The 24,835-nt window shown below is 59.9% G+C and carries 23 protein-coding genes and 1 pseudogene; 14 read left to right on the top strand and 10 right to left on the bottom strand.

What is annotated here, in order from left to right:
• The first annotated feature begins 70 nt into the window (after positions 1-70).
• The 5 genes and pseudogenes from D0T11_RS02365 to D0T11_RS23510 form a co-directional block, all read left to right on the top strand.
• Positions 71-1,507, top strand: a complete 1,437-nt coding sequence (locus D0T11_RS02365; RefSeq protein ID WP_119654182.1) for a vWA domain-containing protein — start codon at positions 71-73, stop codon at positions 1,505-1,507.
• A 248-nt stretch (positions 1,508-1,755) separates the two neighbouring features.
• Positions 1,756-2,715, top strand: a complete 960-nt coding sequence (locus D0T11_RS02360) for a transketolase family protein (RefSeq protein WP_119654181.1) — start codon at positions 1,756-1,758, stop codon at positions 2,713-2,715.
• Positions 2,716-2,783: 68 nt separating this feature from the next.
• The gene (locus tag D0T11_RS02355; protein WP_119654180.1) at positions 2,784-3,026 is read left to right on the top strand and encodes a hypothetical protein; all 243 of its coding nucleotides are present in this window, start codon (positions 2,784-2,786) and stop codon (positions 3,024-3,026) included.
• A gap of 40 nt (positions 3,027-3,066) precedes the next feature.
• The gene (locus D0T11_RS02350) at positions 3,067-3,348 is read left to right on the top strand and encodes a type II toxin-antitoxin system RelE/ParE family toxin (RefSeq protein ID WP_317127245.1); all 282 of its coding nucleotides are present in this window, start codon (positions 3,067-3,069) and stop codon (positions 3,346-3,348) included.
• A 4-nt stretch (positions 3,349-3,352) separates the two neighbouring features.
• A pseudogene (locus D0T11_RS23510) lies at positions 3,353-3,550 on the top strand (transketolase family protein); the annotation flags it as partial.
• Positions 3,551-3,843: 293 nt separating this feature from the next.
• Here D0T11_RS23510 and D0T11_RS02340 read toward each other — a convergent pair.
• From D0T11_RS02340 to D0T11_RS02315, 8 genes are all read right to left on the bottom strand, one after another.
• Entirely contained in the window at positions 3,844-4,281 is a 438-nt protein-coding gene (locus D0T11_RS02340; RefSeq protein WP_119654178.1) for an ankyrin repeat domain-containing protein, read from the bottom strand.
• A gap of 351 nt (positions 4,282-4,632) precedes the next feature.
• Positions 4,633-4,980 (bottom strand): hypothetical protein, encoded by a 348-nt coding sequence (locus D0T11_RS21985; protein ID WP_147374491.1) that lies wholly within the window; start codon positions 4,978-4,980, stop codon positions 4,633-4,635.
• Positions 4,980-5,444, bottom strand: coding sequence for a DUF6367 family protein (locus D0T11_RS21980; RefSeq protein ID WP_147374490.1), 465 nt, complete (start codon positions 5,442-5,444; stop codon positions 4,980-4,982). Before D0T11_RS21980 ends, D0T11_RS21985 begins: the two co-directional genes overlap by 1 nt.
• A gap of 241 nt (positions 5,445-5,685) precedes the next feature.
• A complete protein-coding gene (locus D0T11_RS02335) occupies positions 5,686-6,519 on the bottom strand; it encodes a hypothetical protein (RefSeq protein ID WP_245990579.1) in 834 nt (277 codons plus the stop codon).
• 138 nt (positions 6,520-6,657) lie between these two features.
• Positions 6,658-7,743 (bottom strand): tyrosine-type recombinase/integrase, encoded by a 1,086-nt coding sequence (locus D0T11_RS02330; protein WP_119654176.1) that lies wholly within the window; start codon positions 7,741-7,743, stop codon positions 6,658-6,660.
• Positions 7,740-8,096, bottom strand: coding sequence for a single-stranded DNA-binding protein (locus D0T11_RS02325; protein ID WP_119654175.1), 357 nt, complete (start codon positions 8,094-8,096; stop codon positions 7,740-7,742). The genes D0T11_RS02330 and D0T11_RS02325 overlap by 4 nt, the downstream gene beginning before the upstream one ends.
• A gap of 58 nt (positions 8,097-8,154) precedes the next feature.
• Complete coding sequence (locus D0T11_RS02320; protein WP_119654174.1) at positions 8,155-9,564, bottom strand: chloride channel protein; 1,410 nt, start codon at positions 9,562-9,564, stop codon at positions 8,155-8,157.
• Between the two features lie 250 nt (positions 9,565-9,814).
• Positions 9,815-11,749, bottom strand: a complete 1,935-nt coding sequence (locus D0T11_RS02315) for a mechanosensitive ion channel family protein (protein ID WP_119654173.1) — start codon at positions 11,747-11,749, stop codon at positions 9,815-9,817.
• Between the two features lie 251 nt (positions 11,750-12,000).
• On the opposite strand from D0T11_RS02315, the gene D0T11_RS02310 reads away from it, so the two are divergent.
• Positions 12,001-12,753, top strand: a complete 753-nt coding sequence (locus D0T11_RS02310) for a DUF481 domain-containing protein (protein WP_119654172.1) — start codon at positions 12,001-12,003, stop codon at positions 12,751-12,753.
• Between the two features lie 7 nt (positions 12,754-12,760).
• Here the strand turns inward: D0T11_RS02310 and D0T11_RS02305 are convergent, their stop codons facing one another.
• A complete protein-coding gene (locus D0T11_RS02305; RefSeq protein ID WP_119654171.1) occupies positions 12,761-13,411 on the bottom strand; it encodes a zinc ribbon domain-containing protein in 651 nt (216 codons plus the stop codon).
• A gap of 266 nt (positions 13,412-13,677) precedes the next feature.
• Here D0T11_RS02305 and D0T11_RS02300 point away from each other — a divergent pair, with 266 nt between their 5' ends.
• The 4 genes from D0T11_RS02300 to D0T11_RS02285 all read left to right on the top strand — a co-directional run bounded on the left by D0T11_RS02300 (position 13,678) and on the right by D0T11_RS02285 (position 16,723).
• On the top strand, positions 13,678-14,214 hold the full coding sequence (locus D0T11_RS02300; protein ID WP_119654170.1) for an RNA polymerase sigma factor: 537 nt from the start codon (positions 13,678-13,680) through the stop codon (positions 14,212-14,214).
• Positions 14,215-14,355: 141 nt separating this feature from the next.
• Positions 14,356-14,814 carry a hypothetical protein gene (locus tag D0T11_RS02295; protein WP_119654169.1) on the top strand — a complete coding sequence of 153 codons (459 nt, stop codon included), beginning with the start codon at positions 14,356-14,358 and terminating at the stop codon, positions 14,812-14,814.
• A gap of 59 nt (positions 14,815-14,873) precedes the next feature.
• Entirely contained in the window at positions 14,874-15,359 is a 486-nt protein-coding gene (locus D0T11_RS02290; protein WP_119654168.1) for a hypothetical protein, read from the top strand.
• Between the two features lie 179 nt (positions 15,360-15,538).
• Positions 15,539-16,723 (top strand): aspartate aminotransferase family protein, encoded by a 1,185-nt coding sequence (locus D0T11_RS02285; RefSeq protein ID WP_119654167.1) that lies wholly within the window; start codon positions 15,539-15,541, stop codon positions 16,721-16,723.
• 89 nt (positions 16,724-16,812) lie between these two features.
• On the opposite strand, the gene D0T11_RS02280 is transcribed toward D0T11_RS02285, so the two are convergent.
• Positions 16,813-17,241 carry a tellurite resistance TerB family protein gene (locus tag D0T11_RS02280; protein WP_119654166.1) on the bottom strand — a complete coding sequence of 143 codons (429 nt, stop codon included), beginning with the start codon at positions 17,239-17,241 and terminating at the stop codon, positions 16,813-16,815.
• 265 nt (positions 17,242-17,506) lie between these two features.
• On the opposite strand from D0T11_RS02280, the gene pfkA reads away from it, so the two are divergent.
• From pfkA to D0T11_RS02260, 4 genes are all read left to right on the top strand, one after another.
• A complete protein-coding gene (gene pfkA, locus D0T11_RS02275; protein WP_119654165.1) occupies positions 17,507-18,478 on the top strand; it encodes a 6-phosphofructokinase in 972 nt (323 codons plus the stop codon).
• 296 nt (positions 18,479-18,774) lie between these two features.
• Entirely contained in the window at positions 18,775-23,169 is a 4,395-nt protein-coding gene (locus tag D0T11_RS02270; RefSeq protein WP_119654164.1) for an Ig-like domain-containing protein, read from the top strand.
• Between the two features lie 568 nt (positions 23,170-23,737).
• Entirely contained in the window at positions 23,738-24,223 is a 486-nt protein-coding gene (locus D0T11_RS23435; RefSeq protein ID WP_317127243.1) for a phage tail protein, read from the top strand.
• Between the two features lie 68 nt (positions 24,224-24,291).
• Positions 24,292-24,834: a phage tail protein gene (locus D0T11_RS02260; RefSeq protein WP_119654162.1), complete on the top strand. Its 543-nt coding sequence runs from the start codon at positions 24,292-24,294 to the stop codon at positions 24,832-24,834.
• Position 24,835: the final 1 nt, after the last annotated feature.

The following is a 24,835-nucleotide window of genomic DNA, read 5'->3' as shown; positions in this document are numbered from 1 at the left end:
GCACCTCTACCGCCTCGTTGCAATCAGGTGGAATTAGCATGGCGGTAGAGATGCTTCGACTCCGCTCAGCATGACGTTCTCTTACTATCTGACTTCTCATCCAAACATGCGGCAGTGGCTGGCATTTCTGGGCTTGTTGCTGGTAGCGTTGCTACCCGGGAACTGCCATGCCCAGAACGCCACGCCCGCCACCCAGCCCAAAACCACCCGCATCCTGTTTCTGCTCGATGCCTCGGGCTCGATGCAGGCGCCCTGGGAAGGCCGGCCGCGGATGGAGGTGGCCAAGCAACTGCTGGCCAAAATGGCCGACTCCCTCAACGCCTACCCCCACCTGGAGCTGGCGCTGCGGGCCTACGGCCACCAGCACGACAAGGCCGAGAACAACTGCGAGGACTCGCGGCTGGAAGTGCCCTTCGCGCCCAAAAACGCGGGGGCCATCAAGGCCAAGCTCAACACCATCGAGCCCCGGGGCAACACGCCCATCACGTACTCGCTGCTGCAATCGGCCCAGGATTTTCCGGCCGATAAATCGGCCCGCAACGTGCTGATTCTGATTACCGACGGCCTCGAATCGTGTAAGGGCGACCCGTGCGCGACTTCGCTGGCCCTGCAGCGGAAGCGGGTATTTCTCAAGCCCTTCGTGATTGGGATTGGGGCCGAGCGCGAGTTTGGCCGGCAGCTGGAATGCCTGGGCACCTACTACAACGCGGCCGACGTGCGCACCTTCCGCACCATCCTCAACGACGTAGTGGCCCAGACGCTGGCCAAAACCACCGTGGCCGTGAACCTGACCGACGAGCGGGGCCGCCCCCTGGAATCGAATGTCAACCTGACCTTTCTCAACAACGTCACGGACCAGCCGGAGTACAACTACGTGCACTACCGCGACGCCAAAGGCCAGCCCGACGCCCTCGACATTGATGCCCTCCAGAGCTATGATCTGGTGATTAACACCGTGCCGCCGGTGCGCCAGGCTAACCTGCCCATCCGGCCGGGCAAGGCCAACGTGCTTACCTACCAAACGCCCCAGGGCACGCTGAACCTGCAAAACCCCGCCGTTTCGCCCAACCCCTACGGGCGGGTGCAGGCGGTGGTGCGGGCCGCCGGCAACCCGGCCACGGTGGTAGCCCTGCCCTTCGGGGCGCGGCAGAAGCTGCTGGCCGGCAACTACGAAGTGGAGCTGCTGACTTTGCCCCGGCAGGTGCGGCGCATCAGTATAAAGCAGGGCCAGGAAACGGCCGTGACCTACGAAGCGCCCGGCATCCTCAACATCGTGTCGGACTACAGGGGCTACGGCAGCATCTACCGCCTCAACCAGGACGATTCCCAGACCTGGGTGTACAACCTGCCCGAGGGCGGCAGCTCCAAAATTAACCTGCCGATGCAGCCGGGAGCCTACCGCCTCGTGTTCCGCACGGCCACCGCCACCGGCAGCCGCTTCACCGATGTACGCACCTTCACCATCCGACCCGGCCAGACCAGCTCGGTTAGCTTGTTCGGAAGATGAAGTGGCGAGGAAAAACATCAGTAAACAGAACGTCATGCTGAGCATGTGGCGCATCAAGCCAGGGACGGAGCGAAGTCGAAGCATCTCTACCGCTTCGTTGCAATGCTAGTCAAAGAGAAATTACTACTGCGGTAGAGATGCTTCGACTTCGCCTCCGGCTGCGCTCAGCATGACACGTACTTTTACCCGCTCTTTCAGATAAGAATAATCCCAGTCCCTCAGACCCTACGTCCCCAACATCCCATAAAATGAAAGACTTTCCCTACACCGAATCGAAGGATACCCGCTCAGGCTTTGGTGCCGGCCTGCACGAGCTGGGCAAAACCAACCCCAACGTGGTGGCCCTCTGCGCCGACCTCATTGGCTCGCTTAAAATGGACGCCTTCGTGAAGGACTTCCCCGAGCGGTTCTTCCAGGTGGGCATTGCCGAGGCCAACATGATGGGCCTGGCGGCCGGCCTCACCATTGGCGGCAAAATTCCGTTTACCGGCACGTTCGCCAACTTCAGCACCGGCCGCGTCTACGACCAGATTCGGCAGAGCATTGCTTACTCGGGCAAAAACGTGAAAATCTGCGCCTCCCACGCCGGCCTCACCCTGGGCGAGGACGGCGCCACCCACCAGATTCTCGAAGACATCGGGCTGATGAAGATGCTGCCCCACATGTGCGTTATCAACCCCTGCGACTACAACCAGACCAAAGCCGCCACGCTGGCCATTGCCGACTACGAGGGCCCCGTGTACCTGCGCTTCGGCCGCCCGGTAGTGCCCAACTTCACCCCCGCCGACCAGCAGTTCGAAATCGGCAAGGGCGTGTTGCTCAATGAGGGTGCCGACGTGAGCATCTTCGCTACCGGCCACCTGGTGTGGAAGGCTATTCTGGCCGGTAAGCTGCTGGCCGACAAAGGCATCAATGCCGAAATCATCAACATCCACACCATCAAGCCCCTCGATGCCCGGATGATTTTGGAATCGGCCCGCAAAACGCGCTGCGTGGTAACGGCCGAGGAGCACCAGATGAACGGTGGCCTCGGCGACTCCATCGCCCAGCTGCTGGCCCGCGAGGAGCCCTTGCCCCTGGAAATGGTGGCCGTCAACGACTCGTTCGGCGAATCGGGCACGCCCGACCAGCTCATGGAGAAATACGGCCTCAACGAAACGGCCATCGTAGCCGCCGTGGAGAAGGTAATGGCCCGCAAGACCAAGTAGGCTTTGCCGGGCACTTCCGGTCCAGTCAAGATGTTGCGTATCTTCAAGAAACTGAACTAAGCAAGCTCATGGAAATTGTGCTGGAAGTGCCCGACAAAGATGTGGCCCGCGTGCTGGAACTGGTGCGTGGCATCAAGCGCGTGAAGGTAAAGTCGCCGAGTAAGACTCCCACGGCGGCCGATTTACGCCTAATGGAAAGCCTGCGGGAGGCGGGCCGCGAGTTGGCCCGGATCAAGCGGGGCGAGAAAGTGGGCCGACCGGCGGATGAGTTGCTGAAGGAGCTTCTGGCAGACCAGAAAGATGGCGTTTGAAACCAGCACCATTCCCCTTTTCGACCGGCAACTACGCCGATTGGCGAAAAAATTCCCGTCGCTAGTCAAGGAATATGCTACCCTGCTGGAAGAACTGAAGGATAGCCCACAGACTGGCACCGGCATCGGCCACGGTTGCTACAAAATCCGGCTGGCTATTGCCAGCAAAGGCACCGGCAAGCGCGGCGGGGCCCGCGTCATCACCTACGTGCGGGTAATCAACGAAACCGTTTACCTGCTCGCCATCTACGACAAGTCGGAGCAAAGTAGCCTCAGCGACCAGCAGGTACTGGCATTGCTGGGTCTGCTTACCGATGAGTGAATAGCACCGCACCCCAACCGGCCTCGGCGACTCCATCACCCAGCTGCTGGCCCGCGAGGAGCCCCTGCCCCTGGAAATGGTAGCCGTCTACGACTCGTTCGGCGAATCCGGCACGGCCGACCAGCTCATGGAGAAATACGGCCTCAACGAAACGGCCATCGTGGCCGCCGTGGAGAAGGTAATGGCGCGAAAGGCGAAGTAGGCTTCCAGCTACTTCGTAAACCAGCAAAAAGCGCCCGCAACGTAAAGTTGCGGGCGCTTTTTTATTTTCAATCCGTACGACGACAACGGACGAGTATTGCTGCAGGCAGGGGATTCATTGCTGGTCAAGCCCCGGAACTGAAGCCGATTGAAAAACTAAAGTACAAGATAACAACTAAATGCCCAACAGAATTCCGTCCGCTGGGACCGCTGCTGATAGTGATCTGCAGCCCATTGTTTCAACGTCAAGCCCTGCTTGCAGCAATACTTTTGTTGGTAGCAGTTTTATTGTCCTCATTCATAGACTCTCCAAAACTTCCACCATCTTTTTTTAGTAGCTATTTTCTTGTCTTCATTTCCACCTTTATCTGAATCCTCTTGTGGAAGAGTTTGTCCAATAATGCCATTAAAAACTGAAAATGAAGTTCTGTCAAATTCTTCATTAGTTAGCACTTTTCCACCAAAGCTATCTAATAACTTGTCTATGTCAGTTAAGTAGAAATCTTTCGCTCTCCATTTTGGTGTTACACCGTCTTCTGATAATATATTGGGATTTGCACCTGCTTCAAGAAGTATTTTTACAAAGTCAATGTCGCCTCTAAAAACTGCCCAATGTAAAGCGGTGTATCCAAAAGTATCTAGTTCATTCAAGTCAACTTTTAATTTAACCAGTTTTTGAGCGTACTCATAGTCAGATTCTAATGCAGCTTTATGTATTTGATATTTCTCCATTTAGTATCTAACGCTTTCAGGAAATTATTATTTGTAAAATGTTCAACAAGATAATTGGAATTTATTTGAAGTTTTGTTAGCTATTTTATTTTTTAATGCGTTTTGTCTGCCGCTAATTGTTGCTAAAACGGCTCGTCAAAAATTGCTACCAACGAGCAAGGCTTTGTGCAGGTGGGGAAATAGAATTCCGTCTTCCCATAACCGCTGCTGATTGAAAAACAAATGTATAAGATAACCTGCAAAAGCCCAATAGAATTCCGTCAAGCCCGAACTGAAGTACAGCAAAGAACTGATGCTGAAGATTACAACGTCAAGCCCCACTTGCACAAAACCTAATGTTAGCGGCTGTTGTTATTTTAGTCCAAGTACTTTCAAAAGTCTTTGCCAAAAAGTTAGTGGTTTTGGCAAATCAGTTATTGTCTGTAAAACTGGTTCAGGAATTACAACAGGCTTTGGATTATTACTTTGAAAACGTGAGGCAATAGTTTTAATCCTGTCCTCTGAAATACTCGATGGCATTACTTCTTGGTCTTGTGCCATTTCCATTGGAAGTTCAATACGTCCATTGGAAAGTCGAACCGTAAATGCAAACCTTTCATTTATATAATGCTCCATATAATCACCAATGTCGTGATTATATTGTCTTGCTCGGGTAAGTATGTTGCGTACGCCGCTACTATATTGATTTGTCTTTTCCATTAACTATGCAAAATTTGTTTTTTAGTTTTACTAATGAGCTTGAAAACAAAAACGGAAGTTTCCGCTGGAAGATATTCAACTGTTTCAAGCAGTAATTGTCCAACTCCTTGATGTTCGATAAACTCTAAAATGGCGTCAGAATTTAAACCTAAAGCGTTTCTCGCAATTTCTTTTGCTTTTTCCAATCCATTAAAATTCTGATTGAAAGTTTTTTTGTCGTGTCTTGTACCATCAACATTCCAAGTAACTTGTTTGCTTTTTGTATTGATATGTTTTTGACGTGCAATATGAACGTGTAGCTGTTCAAAATCAAACTTAGGCTTGTCAAGCCTTTGCCAATAATCTTTCTCTCCTGATGAAGTCCAAATCCCTTCTACCAAATAGTCTAAATTCTCTCTTTCGGATTTGTCGAAAAGAACGATAATATGATATGAATTAGTAAACTCGTCAAATGTTTCTATCATAAATTTTGTGTTAGTGAGATGTTTCGACCAATAGCCGCTAACGGACGGGGCTTGGCGATGGCAGGGAATTTTATAATTGTCCGCCCGTAACCGCAGCCCAATAGAATTACTAAAGATGAAATTAAGAACAAAAAGTTGAGTAAAGAAATTTCAGCCCGAACTACTGATGATAGTAGTACAAAAGCTGATGATATGCAGGTCAGCCCTGCTATTGCCAAACCCAATGTTATCGGCTGGCTTGTCACGTAATGTTGAGTTTGGTCGCAATGTCATTTGTAAAAACTGTCACTTTACTAATGAGTTCAGTAATTGCATTTTCGTCTGTAACCACGGTTTCTCCTTCTTTAGTTTTTCCGTTTCTATGAACTAAGTCGTGTCTTTTTAAGACGTATTCGTAAACATTTTTTATACTTGGAAATTCAATTTTAAATGTGTCAGCGAACATTTGGCTTACTGATGGTAGATTATGATAAATGGTGTCAAGCATTACTTTTTTTGCTGTCTCTTTTATTTTACTATATTCTTCAAATACTTCACGTAATTCAAATTTTCTTTTTTTAAATTCAGGATGTGTCTCAATAAAGTTTTTTAAAAATTCTTCGTTGTCATTTGTCAAGTTAATAAATGCGTCTGCAAGAAAAGTTTCCATTGTTCCAATAACGCTTATAAAAAGTTGTCTATGAAGAATTGCTTTAAGTACTTCATCAGGAATTTTTAGAGAATTTAAAGCTTCTAAATTTGCAATTTCATCTTTGAATTTTTGTAAATAGTCTTTGTTTTCAGTTATAGCGTCATATTGTTCGTCATAATCATATTCTTCGTCAAAGTCCCAAGGTTGAAAATAAACTCTACAACCATCTTCAAGGTTTTTGATTTTACTTAGAATATCTTTTGGTGAATTGTCTATATCAAACTCTATCCGATAATTATAAACAAGTCCGTCACGACTTTGGTCAGTCTCAATTTCATAATCAAGTTCTGTTAACTCGTCATAAGTAATGCCAAGTAGGTCAGCCAAATGTCTGTCACTTTCTTGCTCTTGCATTTCCATTGCTACTTCTTTCCAATGTCCCATAGTTGTCGATTTAAGCTTGCCGATAACATTTGGGTTGCCGCTACTCCGCGACACTGCAAGTAGCGACAATCCATCGATAGTACGCTACTGAGTAGCGTAATTCTACCGAATTGGGGTGGGATTACGCTACTCAGCCTTCTATAAGCCCAGTTCATCGAGTGGTGAAGCAATGCGGGTTCGTTGGGCAACGTGGGTGTAAATCTCGGTGGTTTTGATGCTGGCATGGCCCAGCAGATCCTGAATCATCCGAATGTCGGTACCACCTTCCAGCAGATGGGTAGCGTAGGAGTGGCGCAGCATATGCAGCGAGATGGGCCGCCGAATGGCAGCACGCTCGGCGGCCTGCTTCACTACTTGCTGCAGGCTGCGGGCACTGTAAGGCTCTCCCGGCTGCGCGCCTTCGAAAAGAAAGGTGGTAGGCCGAAACTGCCGGAACTGCTCCCGCAGCAGCAGCAAGAGTATTTCGGGCAAGGGCAGGTTGCGGTCTTTTTTGCCCTTCCCACCCCGCACGTACAGCGCCATGCGCTTCGCGTCAATATCGGCCGGCGTTAGGGCCAGCACTTCGCTTAGGCGCAGCCCCAGGCCATAGGCCAGCATGAGCATGGCGCGGTGCTTCAGGTTATGGGTGCCTTGCAGCAGCGCCTTTACTTCTTCTTTGGCCAGCAGCTTCGGGTTTTGGAGCGGGCGCTTGGGCCGGGGCACCTCATAATACTGGCGCGGCTGGCCTTCCAGCTGCTCGTAGTAGAACTTGATGGCATTGATCAGCAGGTTCTGGTAAGCCTCTGATATACCGGCTGCCACGCGCCCGGCCAGGTAGTCAAGTACATCCTGCTTGCTGAGTTCCAGCGGCAGGCGCGGGGCGTGGTGGGTAAGAAACAGCTGAAAAGCTCCCCGATAATTTTTCAGGGTTTGGGGGCTATAACGCTTCAGGGCAATAAACTGGCAGTAGCGCGACAGCAGCACCTCGTGCGCAGTAGGCGGCGGCGGCTCAGTGGCCAGTGCCGGCACCACGGGCACATGCAGCGGTACGTTCAGGCGCTGGCACACCTGCCGCAACGGGGCCACGGCTTCGGACGTAGCCGGCAGCACGTAGCCCCGGGCAGCGGCTTCGTACCCCACCCCGGCGGCTAACAAAGCCGTCCGTAAGGTGACATCCGAATAAGGAAAGAATACCTGAAACCCAGTGCGGGCCGCGTTCAGGCGCAACGACACGGCCACGTTCATGAGGCGGGCGGCACCTCGCCGGTTTTTTTATCCAACATCAACACCTGCTCTCCCACTACCTCCGTTACGTAGTGGCGCACCCCGGCCGCATCGTCGTAGTAACGGGTTTTGAGTTTGCCTTCCACGTATACCAGGCTGCCCCGGCGCAGATAGGCCTGGGCCAGCTCGGCCAGACCGCGCCAGAGCACAATACTATGCCAGTCGGTGCTCGTGTGGAGCTGGCCGCTCTTGTCGCGGAAGCTTTCGGAGGTAGCCAGCGAAAACTTCGCCACGGCCACGTTGCCTTCCAGCACGTTAATTTCCGGGTCTTTGCCCAGGTTACCAATCAGGGTTACTTTGTTGAGACCACGCATGGATGTGCACGCTAACGAGTCAGACTGTCAGCAATATACCCCATTTACGCACTTCTCCTCATTCCCCTTTCCCTTTCTTTGCAGCCTCTTCCTCCAGGGTAGCTTCCAGCACCTCGTCGCGGTGGATTTCCTGGATGTACTGGGTTTTGAGCTGGTCGTAGAAGGAGTGGCGGTTGACGAGGTTGGACACCAGGTTGGCCAGCAGCGCCGTGAGCATCAGGTAGAAGATGATGTTGTGGCTGTTGGTCATCTCAATCACCAGGATAGACGAGGTGAAGGGGCTGCGCGTGACGCCGGTCAGGAAGCCCACCATGCCGCAGAGCACCAGCAGATTGGTAGCCGTGTCGGTGAGGTACATCCAGCCCGCTACCACGGCCCCGATGCTGGCCCCGGCACTGAGCGCGGGCGCGAAAATACCACCCGCCACGCCCGTTGAAAACGAGAGAATGGGGCCGATGATGCGCAGAATCGGCACGTACCATTCCACGTGCTTGTGGTCGGTGAACAGGGTTTCGAACATGATTTCCTTGCCCGAGCCGAACATGCGCTCATCCACCAGCACGGCCAGCAGGGCAATGGCCAGCCCGCAGAGCAGCGGGTACACCATCTTCTCGGCGGCCGACGTGAGCTGCTGCTTGCGGCGCAGAATGAACAGGATGGCCTCGCCCATGCCGCTGGCCGCGAAACCGGTAATGAGGGCCACCAGCATCACCACGAAAATAATCCAGATCGGGATGTTGTCGAGGCGCGGATAGCCCAGGTACAGGTAGGGCCCAAGCAGGTTGAGGGCCGTGAGGCCGGCAATGATAACGCCGGTGAGCAGGGCCGATTTAAAGAAGTTGAGGTGGGTTTTGGTCAGCTCCTCAATGGCAAACACGATACCGCCCAGCGGCGTGTTGAAAGCCGAGGCCAGGCCGGCGGCGGCCCCGGTGATTATCATGTTGCGCTTGGATATTTTGGGATACCAGGCGGGCAGCAGCCGGTTGACCTGCTTGAAGATGGCGGCCGAAATCTGGATCGTCGGCCCCTCGCGGCCAATCACACCCCCACCCAGAATCACGAACAGACTCGATACGACCTTAACGAGTATCACCCGCACGCTCAGCAGCCGCACAACCTTGTAGTTGTGGCGGGGGTTGGAGAGGTCGATGGCGGCCGTTACCTGCGGGATGCCGCTGCCCCGGGCAAACGGCGCAAAGCGGTTCACCAGATACCAGCCGATGAGAAAGCACAGCGGCGTGAGCAGCAGAAAGGCCCACTTCGACTCGGGCGAGTGGTGGTAGACGTAGCGGGTACCGGCCTCGGCCCAGGCAAAGAGCTTGGCGTAGAGCACGGCTACCAGGCCCGTTATCAGGGCCCCGAACCAGAAAGGCAGCGCGTTGAGCAGGTCGCGCTTGAAGTGAATATTATCAATGGCATCATACCGCTGTTTGAGCTGCCTCCTGATCTTATTCACCAATTTCATCATGCCTGTTTACTGGGTGCCGGCCGGGCGTATCTGTCTGGTAAGGTGGGAGAAACAGCCATCCGGTCAACTTCCGCAGCTCCCCCCCAGGCCCGACAACTGCGCCGGACCGGCCGCAAAGGTCAGGCTTTTCCAGTGAGCATCAGATGATTTTTTGGGTTTTCTGGGCCGGGAACCGGGTTGCCGGGGGCTTTACCCACAGTATCGTCAGCCTGAGCGGAGCGCAGCATAACAGTGCCCGTGCCCCCGGCCCTTACCCTTTGGGCTCGTCCGAGTTCTCGACCCGGAACTTGGGGGCTTGGTAGTCTTTGGGCAGGTACTGGGCCGGCAGGTTTACCGAGCTGCCGTCGCGCACGGCCCGGAAGTGGGGCGACATAATTTCGACCCCGGCCTCGTTGAATTTGTCCTGGATGTTCTGGTGCAGGAGCGAGTAGATGAGGGACTGTTTGCCGGCCTCGCGGGTGTAGGCATTGAGCTGATAGGCCACGTAGTAGTCGTCGAGGCTGGTTTGGAGCACGAAGGGCTGGGGCTCGGCCAGCACGAACTCGCTGGCCCGGGCAGCCTCCAGCAGCAACTGGTGCACCTGCTTCCAGGGCACGTCGTAGCCGATGGTGACGGTGGTGTGCAGCACCAGCCCCAGCGTGGGGGCGGCAGTGGAGAAGTTGGTGGTGTAGGAGCTCATCACCGAGGAGTTGGGAATAGTAATTTCCTCGTTCTTGACGGTCCGGATGCGGGTCACGAGCAGCGTTTTTTCCACGATGTCGCCCGTCACATCCCCGATTCTCACCCGGTCGCCAATTTTGTAGGCCCGCATATACGTCAGCACCAGTCCGGCCACGATGTTGGAGAGCGAGCCGGCCGAGCCGAACGTGAACAGAAAGCCCAGAAACACCGATACGCCCTGAAACACCGGCGAATCGGAGCCGGGCAGGTAGGGAAAAATCACGACCAGGGCGAAGGCAAACACCAGCACCCGCACAATTTGGTAGGTGGGGTTGGCCCAGTCGGCGTAGAAGCCCTCAATGGCCATGTTGCCCTCCCGGATTTCTTCCTTGATGGAATATATAGCCTTCAGCACGTAGCGGAACACCGCCACGATAACGGCAATGGTGAACAGGTTGGGCAGGTAATTCCAGAACGCCAGCCCAATTTTCTTGAGCGGGTTGAACACGTAGCCCAGCAGCGTGTCGGCAATGCCCTGGGTGCCGGGGAAGATGCTGAACACGATGGGCAGCACCAGATAAATGGTCAGCAGCACCACAATCCATTGAAGAACCGTAGCCAGCAGCAGCACGGTGCTCAGCTGGCGCTGCTCATTGAAAAACTCGTAGTTGCCGAACTTAATGCCCCTGAACCAGGTGCCTTCCTTGGCCCTCAGCTTGAGCCGGACCCAACGAAACAGCTTGATAACGTACTTCACCGTGAAGTAAAGTACGATGAGCACCAGCAGCGTCAGGCCGATTTCCTTGGCAATGCTCTTGAGGCTATTGGCATCCTTGTAGGCCACCACGGCCGCGATAATCCGGGCGCGGTGGGCGCGGGCCAGCGAGTCGCGCGACACGTTCTGCCAGAGCGCGTCGTTCTGGTTGATGCTTTGCAGCACCTGCTGGCCGTACATCAGGTCGGTGGTTTGCTCCGACGGGTAAATCAGCAGCGAATCGGGGCTGAAGAACACGCCCTCTTGCAGGCGCTTGATCTTATCCTCCGTGAGCTGGGCCCGCTCCCGGGGCGAAAACGGCCCCAGCTTGGTGTACACGTAGAACAGCGTATCGCCGTGGGGAGCCACCGGAAAGCCCTTGGCATACTGCTTGAGCGAATCGATGTACTGGCGGGCACGGGCCTGGCGCAGCGAATCGACCTGGCGCAAAGCCATGATTTCGGTGATAAGATCCCGCTCGCGGCGCTTGTCGGTCGAGCTGTTTTTGAGGGTCAGCAGCTCGGTCTGAATCTGTTCGAGGCGGCCGGAGTTGGCCCGCCGCAGCGAGTCGATGCGGCGCAGGGTTTCGGTATCGGTCACCAGGCCTTGGGAGCGGGCCGAGTCTTTGGGGGTAGCCGGGCCGGGCAGCACCACTCCGGGGCTGGCGGGGCGGGGGGCCTGCTTCATGGGTGGCGGAATCACCTGGGCCAGTGCCGGAACCAGCATCCCCAGCCAGAGCACCAGCACGGGCCACGCCAAACGAAAAGTCATACACGAAGAAGGTAGCGGCCCGACAGCCGATACGAGCAGTTGCGGCACCAATTAAGGGAGTAAGTATACGTAAAATCAGCCGAGTCGCGCGGCCTTTACGCCGGGGCGGCTCACCCGCCAAGCCGGCCGCTACGGGCCACTCAAGCCTGTAGGGCCTATCTTTGGCCCCGGTTCCGGCGCGGTGGAGTCACGTATGGGCGTGTACTTGAAGGGCTTGCCCAAGTCGCCCCGGCCCGACTCAGCAGCTCCCTATGGTTTCAAGCTATTTCTTCTCCCTGGCAGCCGGCGGGCTGCTCCTGTTGCGGCTGCTTCCGGCGGCCCACGCCCAGAACCAGCAACAGCCCGATACCACGCGCATCGTGTACAGCGGCCAGCTCACGGGGGCCTACAGCCAGGGCGGCGTGAACCGCACGCTGCTGGCTACCACCCAAAGCCTCACCTTTACCCGGGGACAGCACTTGGGCCTGCCCCTGAACCTGAACTTTGCCTACGGCCGCCAGGATGGGCGCCTGCGCGAGCGGGAGCTGCTGCTCCATGCCACGCCCTACTACTACCAGGGCCGGTTCCGAGCCTACGCGCTGGGCGGCTACGAGCAGAGCAACCTGCGTGGCATCACGCGGCGGGGACAGGTGGGCGGCGGCCCCGGCTGGGCCTTCTACTCCGATACGCTGGGCCGGGAAGTATCGGTGAGCAACCTCGTGATTCGGGAGCAAACCAACTTCCTCGACGGCCGCACCGTGGTCACGGCCCGCAACTCGGTGCGCCTGAAAGTGGCCTACACGTTCCGCATTCTCACCTTCGGCTCCACCACGTTCTACCAGCCCTCGTTGGCCAACTTCGGCAACTACCGCTTCAGCAACGTGTCTACGGCCGCCCTCAAGCTCACCAACGCGTTGGCCGTGAGCTTCTCCTACAACTACACCTACGAGAGCCAGTTCAGCGAAGGCAAAGTACCCGGCAACACCAACCTCACGGTAGGCTTTTCTTACGCCACCAAGCGGTAGCGGACGTTTACTGCTTCGCTCCGCAGTCGGGGCAGAACCGTTGCGGGGTTTGCTGTGGTGCCCCGCAGTCGGCGCAGAACGTGTCTTTGGGCGCGGCCGCCGCACTGGCCGTGCCGCACTCGGGACAGAACTTCTGGCCCGGGGCCAGCTTGTGCTGGCACTGGGCGCACGGGACTACCGCAGCCCGGCCCAGAAAATCGAGGTTCTGGGTGTAGTCGTGCTCCCGGGTTTTGGTTTGAATCTGCTCCCGGGCCGCCTGACGCTGCTGGGCGGCCAGCTCCTCGTGCTCGTCGGGGGCGCAGTCTTCGCAGAGACCGGCCGAGTGGTTCCAGCACACATCGGGGCATACCCAGTGGCCGCAGCGGGTACACTGTTTGAAGTAGGTTTTGCCCGCCGCCACGGCCGCCTCCAGGGCCCCATCGTGGGCCTTGCCCCCGATGGCCCGCTGCACGTGGTAGGCAGCCGTGCCGGCGTCGTAGAAGTGCCCCCCGAACAGGCTGCCGGCGGCCCGCATCAGCTCCCCCGCAATACCGATGGAGTTGGGCTGGAAGCGCGACATATGCCCGTTGCGGCATTTGTCGCAGTAGAACTTGAACTGAAAACCCTTGTCGGTGGACAGGTCGTCGTGGTTGGCCACGAACTGAATCATATTGCTCATAGCGGCGGGCAGTTGGTTAACTGGGCTAAAAGTATTCCTTTCCTGTTACAACCCACGTGGCAGAGTGGCGCGTGACGGCTTTCCGCAACCCACCCCATGGCTTACGGAGGGTCCCGGATACCACGGGGAACAGCTGAACAGCAAATCCTGAACGGCCGGCATCGCCCAAAGATGAATATTTTCGCGGATGCGGATTAAACCCTTACCCGCCGACCGCCTCCAACCCGCCGCTACCCCCGCTCCCTCACCCGCCCTGCCTGCGCCCTTTGGAAGACCAGGAAATCCTTGCCAAATTCCGTGACCCGGCCTCCCGCAATGTGGCCTTCAACCAGCTCGTGCGCAAGTACCAGCGCCAGGTGTACTGGCACGTGCGCAAAATGGTCGTCAACCACGACGACGCCGACGACCTGACCCAGGACGTGTTCATCAAGGTGTGGAAGCACCTGGAAAACTTCCGCCAGGATGCCGCCCTCTACACCTGGATCTACCGCATTGCCACCAACGAGTGCCTGAGCCTGCTCAAGAGCAAGCGCCGCAAATTCCTGCTGCCCCTCACCGACCTCACGGCCGAGCTGACGGCCAACCTGGAAGCCGACGAAAGCCTGGCCGGCGACGAAATCGAGCTGAAACTGCAAAAGGCCATTCTCACGCTGCCCGACAAGCAGCGGCTGGTGTTCAACCTGCGCTACTACGACGAGATGCCCTACGAACAGATGTCGGAAGTAACCGGCACCAGCGTGGGCGCCCTGAAAGCGTCCTATCACCACGCCGCCAAGAAAATTGAAGCCCAGATGAACGCATAATCGCGGATGTCGCAGATAACGCAGATTCGTTCTGGCTGATAGTATACAGGAAGCGACAACCAGAACGAATCTGCGTTATCTGCAACATCTGCAACATCTGTGATTCATTAAACCCCAGTACCCCTTCTGACTCCAACTGCCATGAATACTCCTTTCCGTCTGGATGAACACCGGCGGCGGCCCCAGCCCCCGCTGGCTCCGCCCCCGGACCGTTATTTCGAGCAGCTCCCGATGCGGGTGATGCAGCGCGTGCCGGCCGCTCCTGCGCCGGCGGCTCCGGCCTGGGGCTGGCTGGCGGCCCTGTCGGCCCCGTTGCGCACGGCGTTGGCTTCGGTAGTGGTGCTGGGGGGCTTCGCGGCTTCGTTTTTGCTGAATCCGGCCGGACCCGCCGGGCCGGTTGCCGGGGCCGCGCTGGCCCGGGTGCCCCAGCAGGAGCTCATGCAGTACCTGCTGGCCAGCGACCAGCGCATCAGCCTCACCGATTTGGCCGAATTGCCCGGCACAGCCCGGAGTACGCCCGCCGAAACCTACCTCCACGCCTCCCCCGACGAGCTTCAGGACCTGCTGGACCTGCAACCCTCCGAGGAAACGTACCTCTAACTTTCCCCTTGGCCGCCGGAATTATCTTTACCCCGGCACCACCCGCTAACTACCACCCCATGAACCATCTACTCCGTACTCTCTCGCTCCTGTGCCTGCTGGCCGTGCTGCCGCTGGCCGGAGCCCACGCCCAGCGCGGGGACCAGCGCCAAGAACGGCTGAGCCAGCTCGAAAACGCCCGCATTGCCTACCTGACCGAGAAAATTGCCCTCACCCCCGATCAGGCCCAGAAGTTCTGGCCCCTCTACAACGAGTTCACGGCCAAGCGCCGCGACCTGAACCGCCGCCTCCGCCAGCTCCGCCCCGCCGATGCCGACGGCCTCTCCGACCAGCAGCTGCGCGACAACATCAATCAGTCTTTTGGCCTGCGTCAGCAGGAAATAACGCTGGAAAAAGACTACTTCGACAAGTTTCAGCGCGTGATTACCGTGCGGCAGGTGGGCCGGCTGTTTCTGGCCGAGCGCCAGTTCACCCGCGAAGTACTCAAGCGCGTGGCCGGCCGCCCCGGCATGAACGCCGGCGCCGCCGACGGGCCGGACGATTAGCCCCCACAATCGGCTACCCGGTTCTTGCTATATCCGGCAAACGGCTGCTTCGGCAGCCGTTTTTGTTTTTCCGGGCCGCCAAACCTGCCGGCCGCCGTACCTTTGCGCGCCCCAACTGTTACCTGCGCGTATGCCCCGGCCCGGGAGGCCGGCGGCTGCGCCATTTAGTACCGCTTCCGATGCTCACCCCCCGCCAGCTTTTCCTCCGCCACCAGGCCCAGACCTCCGATTTTCCGCTGCTGCTGGAAATTGAGCGGGCCGAGGGCGTGTACATGTACGGCCCCGACGGCCAGCGCTACCTCGATTTGATTGCCGGCATCGGGGTGAGCAACGTGGGCCACCGCCACCCCCAGGTGCTGCGCGCCATCCAGGACCAGCTCGATAAGTACCTGCACCTGATGGTGTACGGCGAACTGGTGCAGGCCCCACCCGCCCAACTGGCCCAGGCCCTCACCGCCACCCTGCCCGCCCACCTCGACAACGTGTACTTCACCAACTCCGGCACCGAGGCCGTGGAAGGAGCCCTCAAGCTGGCCAAGCGCCACACCGGCCGCACCAAACTGCTGAGCTGCCTCAACGCCTACCACGGCTCCACCCACGGCGCCCTGAGCATTACCGGTTCCGAGGGATTCAAGAACGCCTTCCGGCCCCTGTTGCCCGACGTCCACCACTTCCGCCACAACAACTTCGAGGATTTGCAGCTCATTGATGAGCACACCGCCGCCGTGGTTATCGAAACGGTGCAGGGCGAGGCGGGCGTGCGGGTGCCCGTGCCCGGCTACCTGCCGGCCCTGCGCCAGCGCTGCACCGAGGTGGGCGCCCTGCTGATTCTGGACGAAATTCAGTGCGGCTTCGGGCGTACGGGCACGTTCTGGGCTTTCGAGCAGTTCGGCATCGCGCCCGATATTCTGCTCACGGCCAAGGGCATGGGCGGCGGCATGCCCATCGGGGCATTCATCGCGCCCCAGCACATCATGGCCGGCTTCAAAACCGACCCGATTCTGGGCCACTGTACCACGTTTGGGGGCCACCCGGTGTCGTGCGCGGCTTCCTTGGCCACGCTGCGCGTTATTCAGGATGAAAACCTGCTGGCCGGGGTGGCCGCCAAGGCCGCGCGGTTCCGGCGGCAGCTGGTGCACCCGGCCATCCGGGCGGTGCGCCACTGCGGGCTGCTGATGGCCGTGGAGTTCGACTCGTTCGAGGTGCTCAAGCCCATCATCGACCGTGCCCTCTGGGAGCAGCACCTGCTCACCGACTGGTTCCTGTTCTGCGACAACTCCCTGCGCATTGCCCCGCCCCTCACCATCACCGAAGCCGAAATCGACGAAGCCTGCGCGGGGCTCTTACGAGCAATTAAAAATTAAAAGGTGACGCATTAAAAATACTCACTGAACAGCCTTACTGCACCGTAAGGGCTGTTCAGTGAGCATTTTTAATGCGTCACCTTTACTTTTTAATTCTTCACCAAACCCAGCGCGTCGGCTTTGATATGGTCGCGGGGCAGGCCGTCTTTTACGCCCTGGGAAATTTTGAGCACCAGCACGCTCACCACGTCCTGGCGGAAGCCGAGCTTCTGGGCCATATCCACGCAGAAACTCATTTCGGTGTCGTCCACGATGCCGTCGGCCAGCATCATATCCACGAGGTCGAAAATCTGGTCGAACCGTTCCGAATCGTTGTCGGGCAGCACCATGTGCACGTTGCTGGCATTGCCCACAATGGAGCGTACTTCGCCGGAGCGCATGCCGTTTTTGCGCCCCACCGCCACAATGAAGTTCATTTCCCGCTCATCAATGTGCCCATCGGCCTTCGCCAGGGCAGCCAGGTTCATGATGTGGCTCTTTACTTTTCTGGTTTGCTCGTTTTCAAAAAAACCAAACATAGGGGCAGGCAATTAGGCAGATGGGGCGTGAGAACGGGCCCGGGTGGGTCCCGGGAGGGGGCCAAACAGATTCGAAATTCAGTTAAGTTAGGCGTTTAAGCGACAAGTCGCAATAGCCCGGATACGCAAGCGGCCGGAAAACAGCCGTTTCGATGGCCCTGTTTTATCTTTTCGCGGCCCCGACCCGCTACTTTCCCCGCATATTTGCCACCTTTGCCCGGTCCGGCTTTTGCCGGTTTTTTTTGAGTTACGGAAGAGTTTGACGATGAAACGCATTGCAGTTTTCACCAGTGGAGGCGACGCGCCCGGCATGAACGCCTGCATTCGGGCCGTAGTGCGCACGGCCGTGTATCACGGAATTGAAGTATATGGCATCATGCGCGGCTACAGCGGCATGATTAAAGGGGAGTTCGTAAAGCTCGATTCGGCCTCCGTTTCCAATACCATTCAGAAGGGCGGCACCATCCTCAAATCGGCCCGCAGCCAGAAGTTTCAGACCCGCGAGGGCCGGCAGCTGGCCTTCGACCAGCTGGTGAACCACGGCATCGACGGGCTGGTGGCCATTGGCGGCAACGGCACCTTCACCGGGGCCACCATCTTCGAGCAGGAGTTCGGCATCCCGACCGTAGGCGCGCCCGGCACCATCGACAACGACCTCTACGGCACCGACTACACAATAGGCTACGATACGGCCGTGAACACGGCCCTGGAGGCCATCGACAAAATCCGCGACACGGCCGACTCCCACGACCGGTGCTTTTTTGTGGAGGTGATGGGCCGCGACTCGGGCTACATCGCCATTCCCTGCGCCATTGGCGGCGGGGCCGAAATCGTGATGATTCCGGAAACCCAGATGTCCACCGAAGCGGTGATTGACGTGCTCAAGGCCGGCTGGAACCGCTCCAAAACGTCGTTTCTGGTGGTAGTGGCCGAGGGCGACGAGGAAGGCAACGCCCACGCCGTAGCCAAGCAGGTGAAGGCCGCCATTCCGCAGCTCGACACCCGCGTGACCATCATCGGCCATATCCAGCGCGGCGGGGCTCCTTCGGCCGCCGACCGGATGCTGGCTTCCCAGATCGGTATTGCCGCCGTGGAAGGCCTCATGAACGGGATGCGCAACGTGATGGCCGGCATCGTGGACCGCAAGCTGGTGTACACGCCCTTCACCGACACCATCCACAAAAAGAAGCTCATCAACCAGAGCTTCATGCGCATGGTGGAAATCCTGAGCGTGTAGCCAGTACCCACGACCTGCTACCTGGTACCCTGAGTTGCGGAGGGCCTGCTATAGCGTTACCCGGGATGCCCGCGTAGCGCCGTAGCAGGCCCTCCTGCTGGTACCATAGTTTCTCTTTTCTATCCGCCGAAGGCCGTTGCGCGGCCCCACCTTGCGCGGGGCCGCGTGCAGCACATGCCCGGGGGCAATGGTTGTGCCAACACCCGGGGGCACCACGTTAGCCACTGCCGCAAAAGTGTTTGGCAATTTGCCGGGCCGGGGCGCACCTTTTCCTCCTGCTTTTCGTTATCGGTCCTATGCCTCTACTTCTTCCCGATAGTTTGGTAGCCCGCAGGTGCGGATTACTGGTCCGCCTGACCTTGGCGCTGCTGTTGTTGCTACCCGCGCTGGGCTGGGCGCAGGCCCCTTCAGTGGGGCAAATGCTCAACCCCAACGGCACGTTGCGCCCCGGAGCGCGGGGCTCTTTCTCGACCACCGGCTACCAGATGACCCGCAGTGCGCAAACGGGAGGGCCGGTATTTCGCCCGACTGGCGCGGATGACGAAAACTGGCAGGACGGCTTCGACTTTCCGGGCATGGATGGCAGCATTACGGCCCTGGCCGTGGATGGGGAGGGCATCGTGTACGCCGGCGGGTTCTTCACCTACGCCGGGGGCACGCTCGTCAGCTACATTGCCCAGTGGGACGGCACGCGCTGGAGTCCGCTGGGTGCGGGCCTGGGCGGCACCGTTCTCGCCCTGGCCGTGGATGATAACGACCACGTGTACGCCGGTGGGCGCTTTACAACGGCCGGGGGCGCGGCCGCCAACCGCGTGGCCCGGTGGGATGGCACGCGCTGGAGCCCCCTGGGCGCGGGGGTAAACGACGACGTGTTTACCCTGACGGTGGATGCTGGGGGCAACCTGTACGCCGGCGGCAAATTCACGACGGCCGGCACGGTGGGGGCTAACCGCGTGGCGAAGTGGGATGGCACGGCCTGGAGTGGTATGGGCGTGGGCATGAACGCCTACGTGTACGCGCTGGCTGCGGATGAAAGCGGCACCCTGTACGCGGGGGGCGAATTCACGTCGGCCGGCGGCATAAACGTCAGCTACGTAGCCCAGTGGAACGGCACGCGCTGGAGCCCCCTGGGCGCGGGCGTTAATAAAGCGGTAAATGCGCTGGTGGTGGACGGCAACGGCACCCTGTACGCGGGGGGGGGCTTCACTTTCGCCGGCTCGGTGTCGGCCAGCCGCCTGGCCAAGTGGAACGGCAGCACCTGGAACGCCCTGGGAAGCGGGGTGAACGGCGACGTGAACGAGCTGGCCGTGGATGAGAGCGGCAACGTGTACGTGGGAGGGGGGTTCACGACGGCCGGGGGCGCGGCCGCCAACTGCCTGGCCAAGTGGCGGGGCACGGGCTGGAGTACGCTGGGCGCGGGCTCCAGCAGCACCAGTGTGGGGGCCCTGGCCGTGGACGGCAGCGGCCGGCTCTACGCCAACGGCAACTTCACGGGAGCCGGCAGCAGGGCCTCCGACCGCGTGAGCAGCTGGGACGGCACCCGCTGGAGCGTGCTGGGCGCGGGAATGGACAACCTGGTTAGCGCCCTGGCCGTGGATGGCAGCGGCAACGTGTACGCCGCCGGCACTTTCCTCACGGCCGGCGGCACGGGGGCCAACCGCATAGCCAAGTGGGACGGCACGCGCTGGAGCGCCCTGGGCGCGGGCCTCAACAACGCCGTGTATGCCCTGGCCGTGGACGGCAGCGGCAACCTGTACGCCGGCGGCGAATTCACCCAGGCCGGGGGCGCAGCGGCCAACCGCGTAGCCAAGTGGAACGGCACGGCCTGGAGCACGCTGGGCGTGGGAGTAAGCAGCACCGTTCTGGCCCTGACCGTAGATGGGGGCGGCAACCTGTACGCCGCCGGCTACTTCACCCAGGCCGGGGGCGCAGCGGCCAACCGCGTAGCCAAGTGGAACGGCACGAGCTGGAGTGGCCTGGGCACGGGAATGGACTACCTCGTTAGCACCCTGGCCGCAGATGGCAGCGGTAATGTGTACGCCGGGGGCGTCTTCACCCAGGCCGGGGGCACGCTGGCTAACCACATTGCCAAGTGGGACGGTACGCGCTGGAACGCCCTGAGTTCGGGCCTCAACAGTTATGTAGATGCCCTGGCCGTGGATGGCAGCGGCAACGTGTACGCCGGCGGCGTCTTCACCCGGGCCGGAAGCACGCCGGTCAACCACGTTGCCAAGTGGGACGGCACGAGCTGGAGCGCCCTGGGCGCGGGCCTGGATGGCGACGCCAAGGCCCTGGCCGTGGACGGCAACGGCCGCGTGTACGTGGGCGGGCTGTTCCTGCGGGCGGGCGGGGTGCTGGTCAACTATATTGCCAGATGGGATGGTACGAGCTGGAGCCCCCCGGGCACGGGCCTGAACGGAGCCGTGTCCGCCCTGGCGTCTGATGGCCGCGCTAACGTGTACGCCGGAGGGCAGTTCACGCGCGTTGGCGACGGCTCGAAAGCAACGGCTTACTTCGGTGTTTACCAGACGGCGGGGCCACTGCCGGTCATCCAGTCGGTTGGGGTGGTCAACGGCGGTACTACCAGCACTTCGCCCCTAACCTTCACCGTTACCTTTTCCGAGGCGGTTCTGGGCTTCACGGCCGCCGATGTAGTGGTCACCAACGGTACTGTTTCAGACTTCACGGGCACGGGTGCTACCTACACGTTCCGCCTCACGCCCACTATTACCGGCCCGGTAACCGTGCGGGTGCCCGCCAACGGGGCGCAGAATCCGGCCGGCGGCGGCAACCGGGCCACTGCCCGATTCGGATTTGCCTACACGGCCCCCGCAACGACCTGGACGGGTGCCGTTTCCACCGACTGGTTCGCGGCCGGCAACTGGACCGGGGGCGTGCCCACTACGAACTTCGAGGTAACCATTCCGGCCGGAGCCGCGCGCTACCCCGTACTGGGCGGCGGCACGGCCGGCGCCCGCAGCCTCACGCTGGCCAGCGGGGCCGCCCTGACCCAAACGGGCGGCACGCTGGAGCTGCTCGAAGCGTTCCGCAACGCCGGAACCTTCAGTGCCACCGGGGGGCTGGTGGCCCTGACCGGCAGCCGGCGCCAGCGCCTGGGCGGACCCGGCTCCACGGTTTTCTGGAACCTGACTGTAGGAGCCAACCGGGCGGCCCTCACGGGTACGGCCGCCCTCCAGCGCCTGCTCACGCTCAACGGCCGCCTGGCTACCAACGGCCAGCCGTTCACGCTCCGCTCCTCGGCCACGGCCACGGCCATGGTCATCAACAACGGCAGCGCCGCCGTAGTCGGCCCCACGACCGTGCAGCGCTACCTCGACCCGGGCCGGAACCCCGGACTGGGCTACCGGTTCTTCAGTTCCCCCGTACAGGCTGCCACCGTCGGCGAGCTGGCCACGGCCGGTTTCACGCCCGTCGTCAACCCGGCCTACAACACGGCCGCCCGGCCCGACTCGGTGCTGCCGCTGCCCACGGTGCTGGGCTACAATCAGGACCGCCTGTACGGAGCCAATCCGGCCATACCGCCTTTCGAGCGGGGCTACTTCTCCCCCGCCGCCCTCACCGACCACCTGGTAGCGGGCCGGGGCTACCTGGTGAACATTGCCGCCCCCGAAACGGTGGCCCTGACTGGCACGCTCCAGAATGGTGCCGTGCCGGTGGGCTTCCTCACGCGCGGGGTCGGGGCCGATGTAGGCTGGCACTTGCTGGGCAACCCCTACCCCGCCCCGCTCGACTGGAATCTGGTCCGTACCAGCTTGCCCACCGGCGTGCAGGATGTGGTGTACGTGTTCCAGTCCGATAGCCAGTACACGGGTACTTACCAGTTCTACCAGAACGGAGTCGGCTCGCTGCCCGGCGGGCTGATTGCCTCCATGCAGAGCTTCTTCGTGCGCGTGAGCCAGCCCGTGCCCGCGTTCAGCTTCCAGAACAGCTGGCGCGCCACCAGCTACCAGAACCCGGCCTTCAGCCGCCCGGCCGCCGATACCCGGCCTTCGGTGCAGCTGGATCTGATAACGGCCCAGGGCACTCATGAGCCCACGTTCGTTTATTTTGAGGCCGGGGCCACGGCCGGCTTCGACCCGCGCTTTGATGCCGATAAGCTACCCAACACCACCGGGCTGAACCTGGTTTCGGTGGCCGCTACGGGTCAGGCACTGGCCGTAAATGGCTTGCCCGAACTCACCGGCACTGCGGTAGCGGTGCCCCTGACGGCCGACGTGCCCGCTCCCGGCTCCTACGCCCTGGCGGCCCCCAGCCTGGCCAACGTGCCGGCCAGTACGCTCGTGGAACTCGTCGACAACCTAAGCGGAACCCGTTACAACCTGCGCCAGCTGCCCGCCGCGGGGTATGCCTTCCGGGCCGACGCCCGCCGCGTGGCCGGCCGCTTCGAGCTGCATGTGCGCCCCAACGCCGTGCTGGCGGCCGGCAGTCCGGCCTTGGCACCCCAGGTGCGAGCCTACCCCAACCCGGCCCACGCCCAGCTCACCATTGCGCGGCCGGTGGGCGGCCCGGCTTCGGCCACGCTGCTCAACGCCGTGGGTCAGGTAGTGCGCACCGTGGCCCTGCCCACGGCCGAAACCACGTTCAGCGTGGCCGGAATACCTAAGGGACTGTACCTGGTGCGCGTGGTGGTGAACGGCCAGACCGTGACCCAGCGCCTGGTGGTGGAATAAGCGCCCGGGCGGCGGCGGGTGTTTGATAACAAAACCCGCCGCCGCTCAGGCCCGGTTTCCGCAGTTTCCTTCCTGCTGCTCTGCACGACTTATGCCGGTTCGCCGGGAAACGCGTTTCCCGACGTTTCCGCTTTACTTCCCTGGGGCTCCGACCGGCCCGAGCCGCTGCCCCGGGCAAATGGTAGGTACGCGCTTCGAAAAACAGGTATTTATACCCTATCATCCGGCCGGTAAACTGGCTTATTTTGTGATGCTGAATTTGGCAGACACCCTGCCTGTCTATTGCTGTAATCGGGTACCCTTTTTTGCTTCCGGCCATTCGGCAGCGCGCGTCCACACGCAAGCATATCTGCTTGTGAGAGAATAAATAATGTACCTTTAAAACCGTCTGAAGGTGGCGTTTGCCGCCACCTTCTTTCCCACTTCCTGCAGCAGTTGTCCCAGGCCACTTGCCGTGGCCGGCCGGCCGCGTGCGTCCTGGGTTGCCCGGCCCGGGCGGCTTCCGTATCCTGCTGTTCCCTTTTGCCTCGCTCACCTCTTCACCACACCTCATCCCCAGCCCTCCTGCATGGAAAAAATTTCTACTCTGCAACCTGGTCCCCTGTTTCACTCCCGCTTAGCCTCCCGCCGCCATTGGCTGAAGGGGTTGGGCGCCCTGATGGGTACCAGTCTGCTTGCGTCGCCCCTTACGCTGCTGGCGAATCCCGCTTCGGCCGCCGGTTCGCCAGCGCCGACGGCTACCCTAAACGAGGAATCATCGCCTGGCACTGTGCGGATGCTGGCGGGGCCGGTGCTACCCCGGGGGTGGGTGCTGTGCGACGGGCGCGAGTTGTCCACGCTCCAGTACCCGGCTTTGTTTGCGGCGCTGGGCACCTGCTACGGCGGCAATGGCCTGACCACGTTTGCCCTGCCCGACGTGCGCGAGACGCTAGCGGTCCTGCTCCAGTCGGGCAGCCAAATTGCCATTCAGGTCCGGCCAGATGCGGCGGTGGCCGCCGGCACCGCGCTACGCCTGCGCCACCACCACCTACGCCGTTCGGCTCGCCGCGCTTAGCCGTCTCCTGCTCTCTCTGGCTTTAGCGCGCTGCTACAGCTGCTTTTCCACCCTCACACTCCTTATTTATGGAACCGATTTTAGGGGAAATCCGCCTTGTTGGCTTCAACTTCGCCCCCCGGGGCTGGGCACTGTGCAACGGCAGTTTGCTGTCCATCCAGCAGAATACTGCCCTGTTCTCCCTGCTCGGTGTCACGTACGGGGGCGACGGCCGCACGACCTTCGCGCTGCCCAACCTGCAAAGCCGGGCCGCCTTGCACAGCGGCCAGGGTCCGGGCCTGAGCAGCTACCCGCAGGGCACAATGGCGGGCACCGAAACAGTTACGCTGCTTTCCACCCAGATGCCCGCCCATACGCACCCCGTGGCGGGTACCCTCCCGCTGACAACCAACAACGTGGCGGGCGGCAGCGACACCCCGGCGGGAAATTTTCTGGCGAAGGCCACCAGTTTGATGTACGGCGAAGAAGCTGCTGCTCAGGTGATGGCCGCCAACTCGGTGACCGGTACCGCCGGCGTAACAGGTGGCGGCACAGCGCACGAAAACCGCATGCCCTACCTGTCCATGTACTACGTCATTGCCCTGCAAGGCATTTTCCCCCAACGCCAATAGT

This window comes from Hymenobacter rubripertinctus (assembly GCF_003583925.1).
GTDB lineage: Bacteria > Bacteroidota > Bacteroidia > Cytophagales > Hymenobacteraceae > Hymenobacter > Hymenobacter rubripertinctus.
Note: the sequence above shows the minus strand (reverse complement) of the source record. Positions and strands in the feature narration are given on the sequence as shown.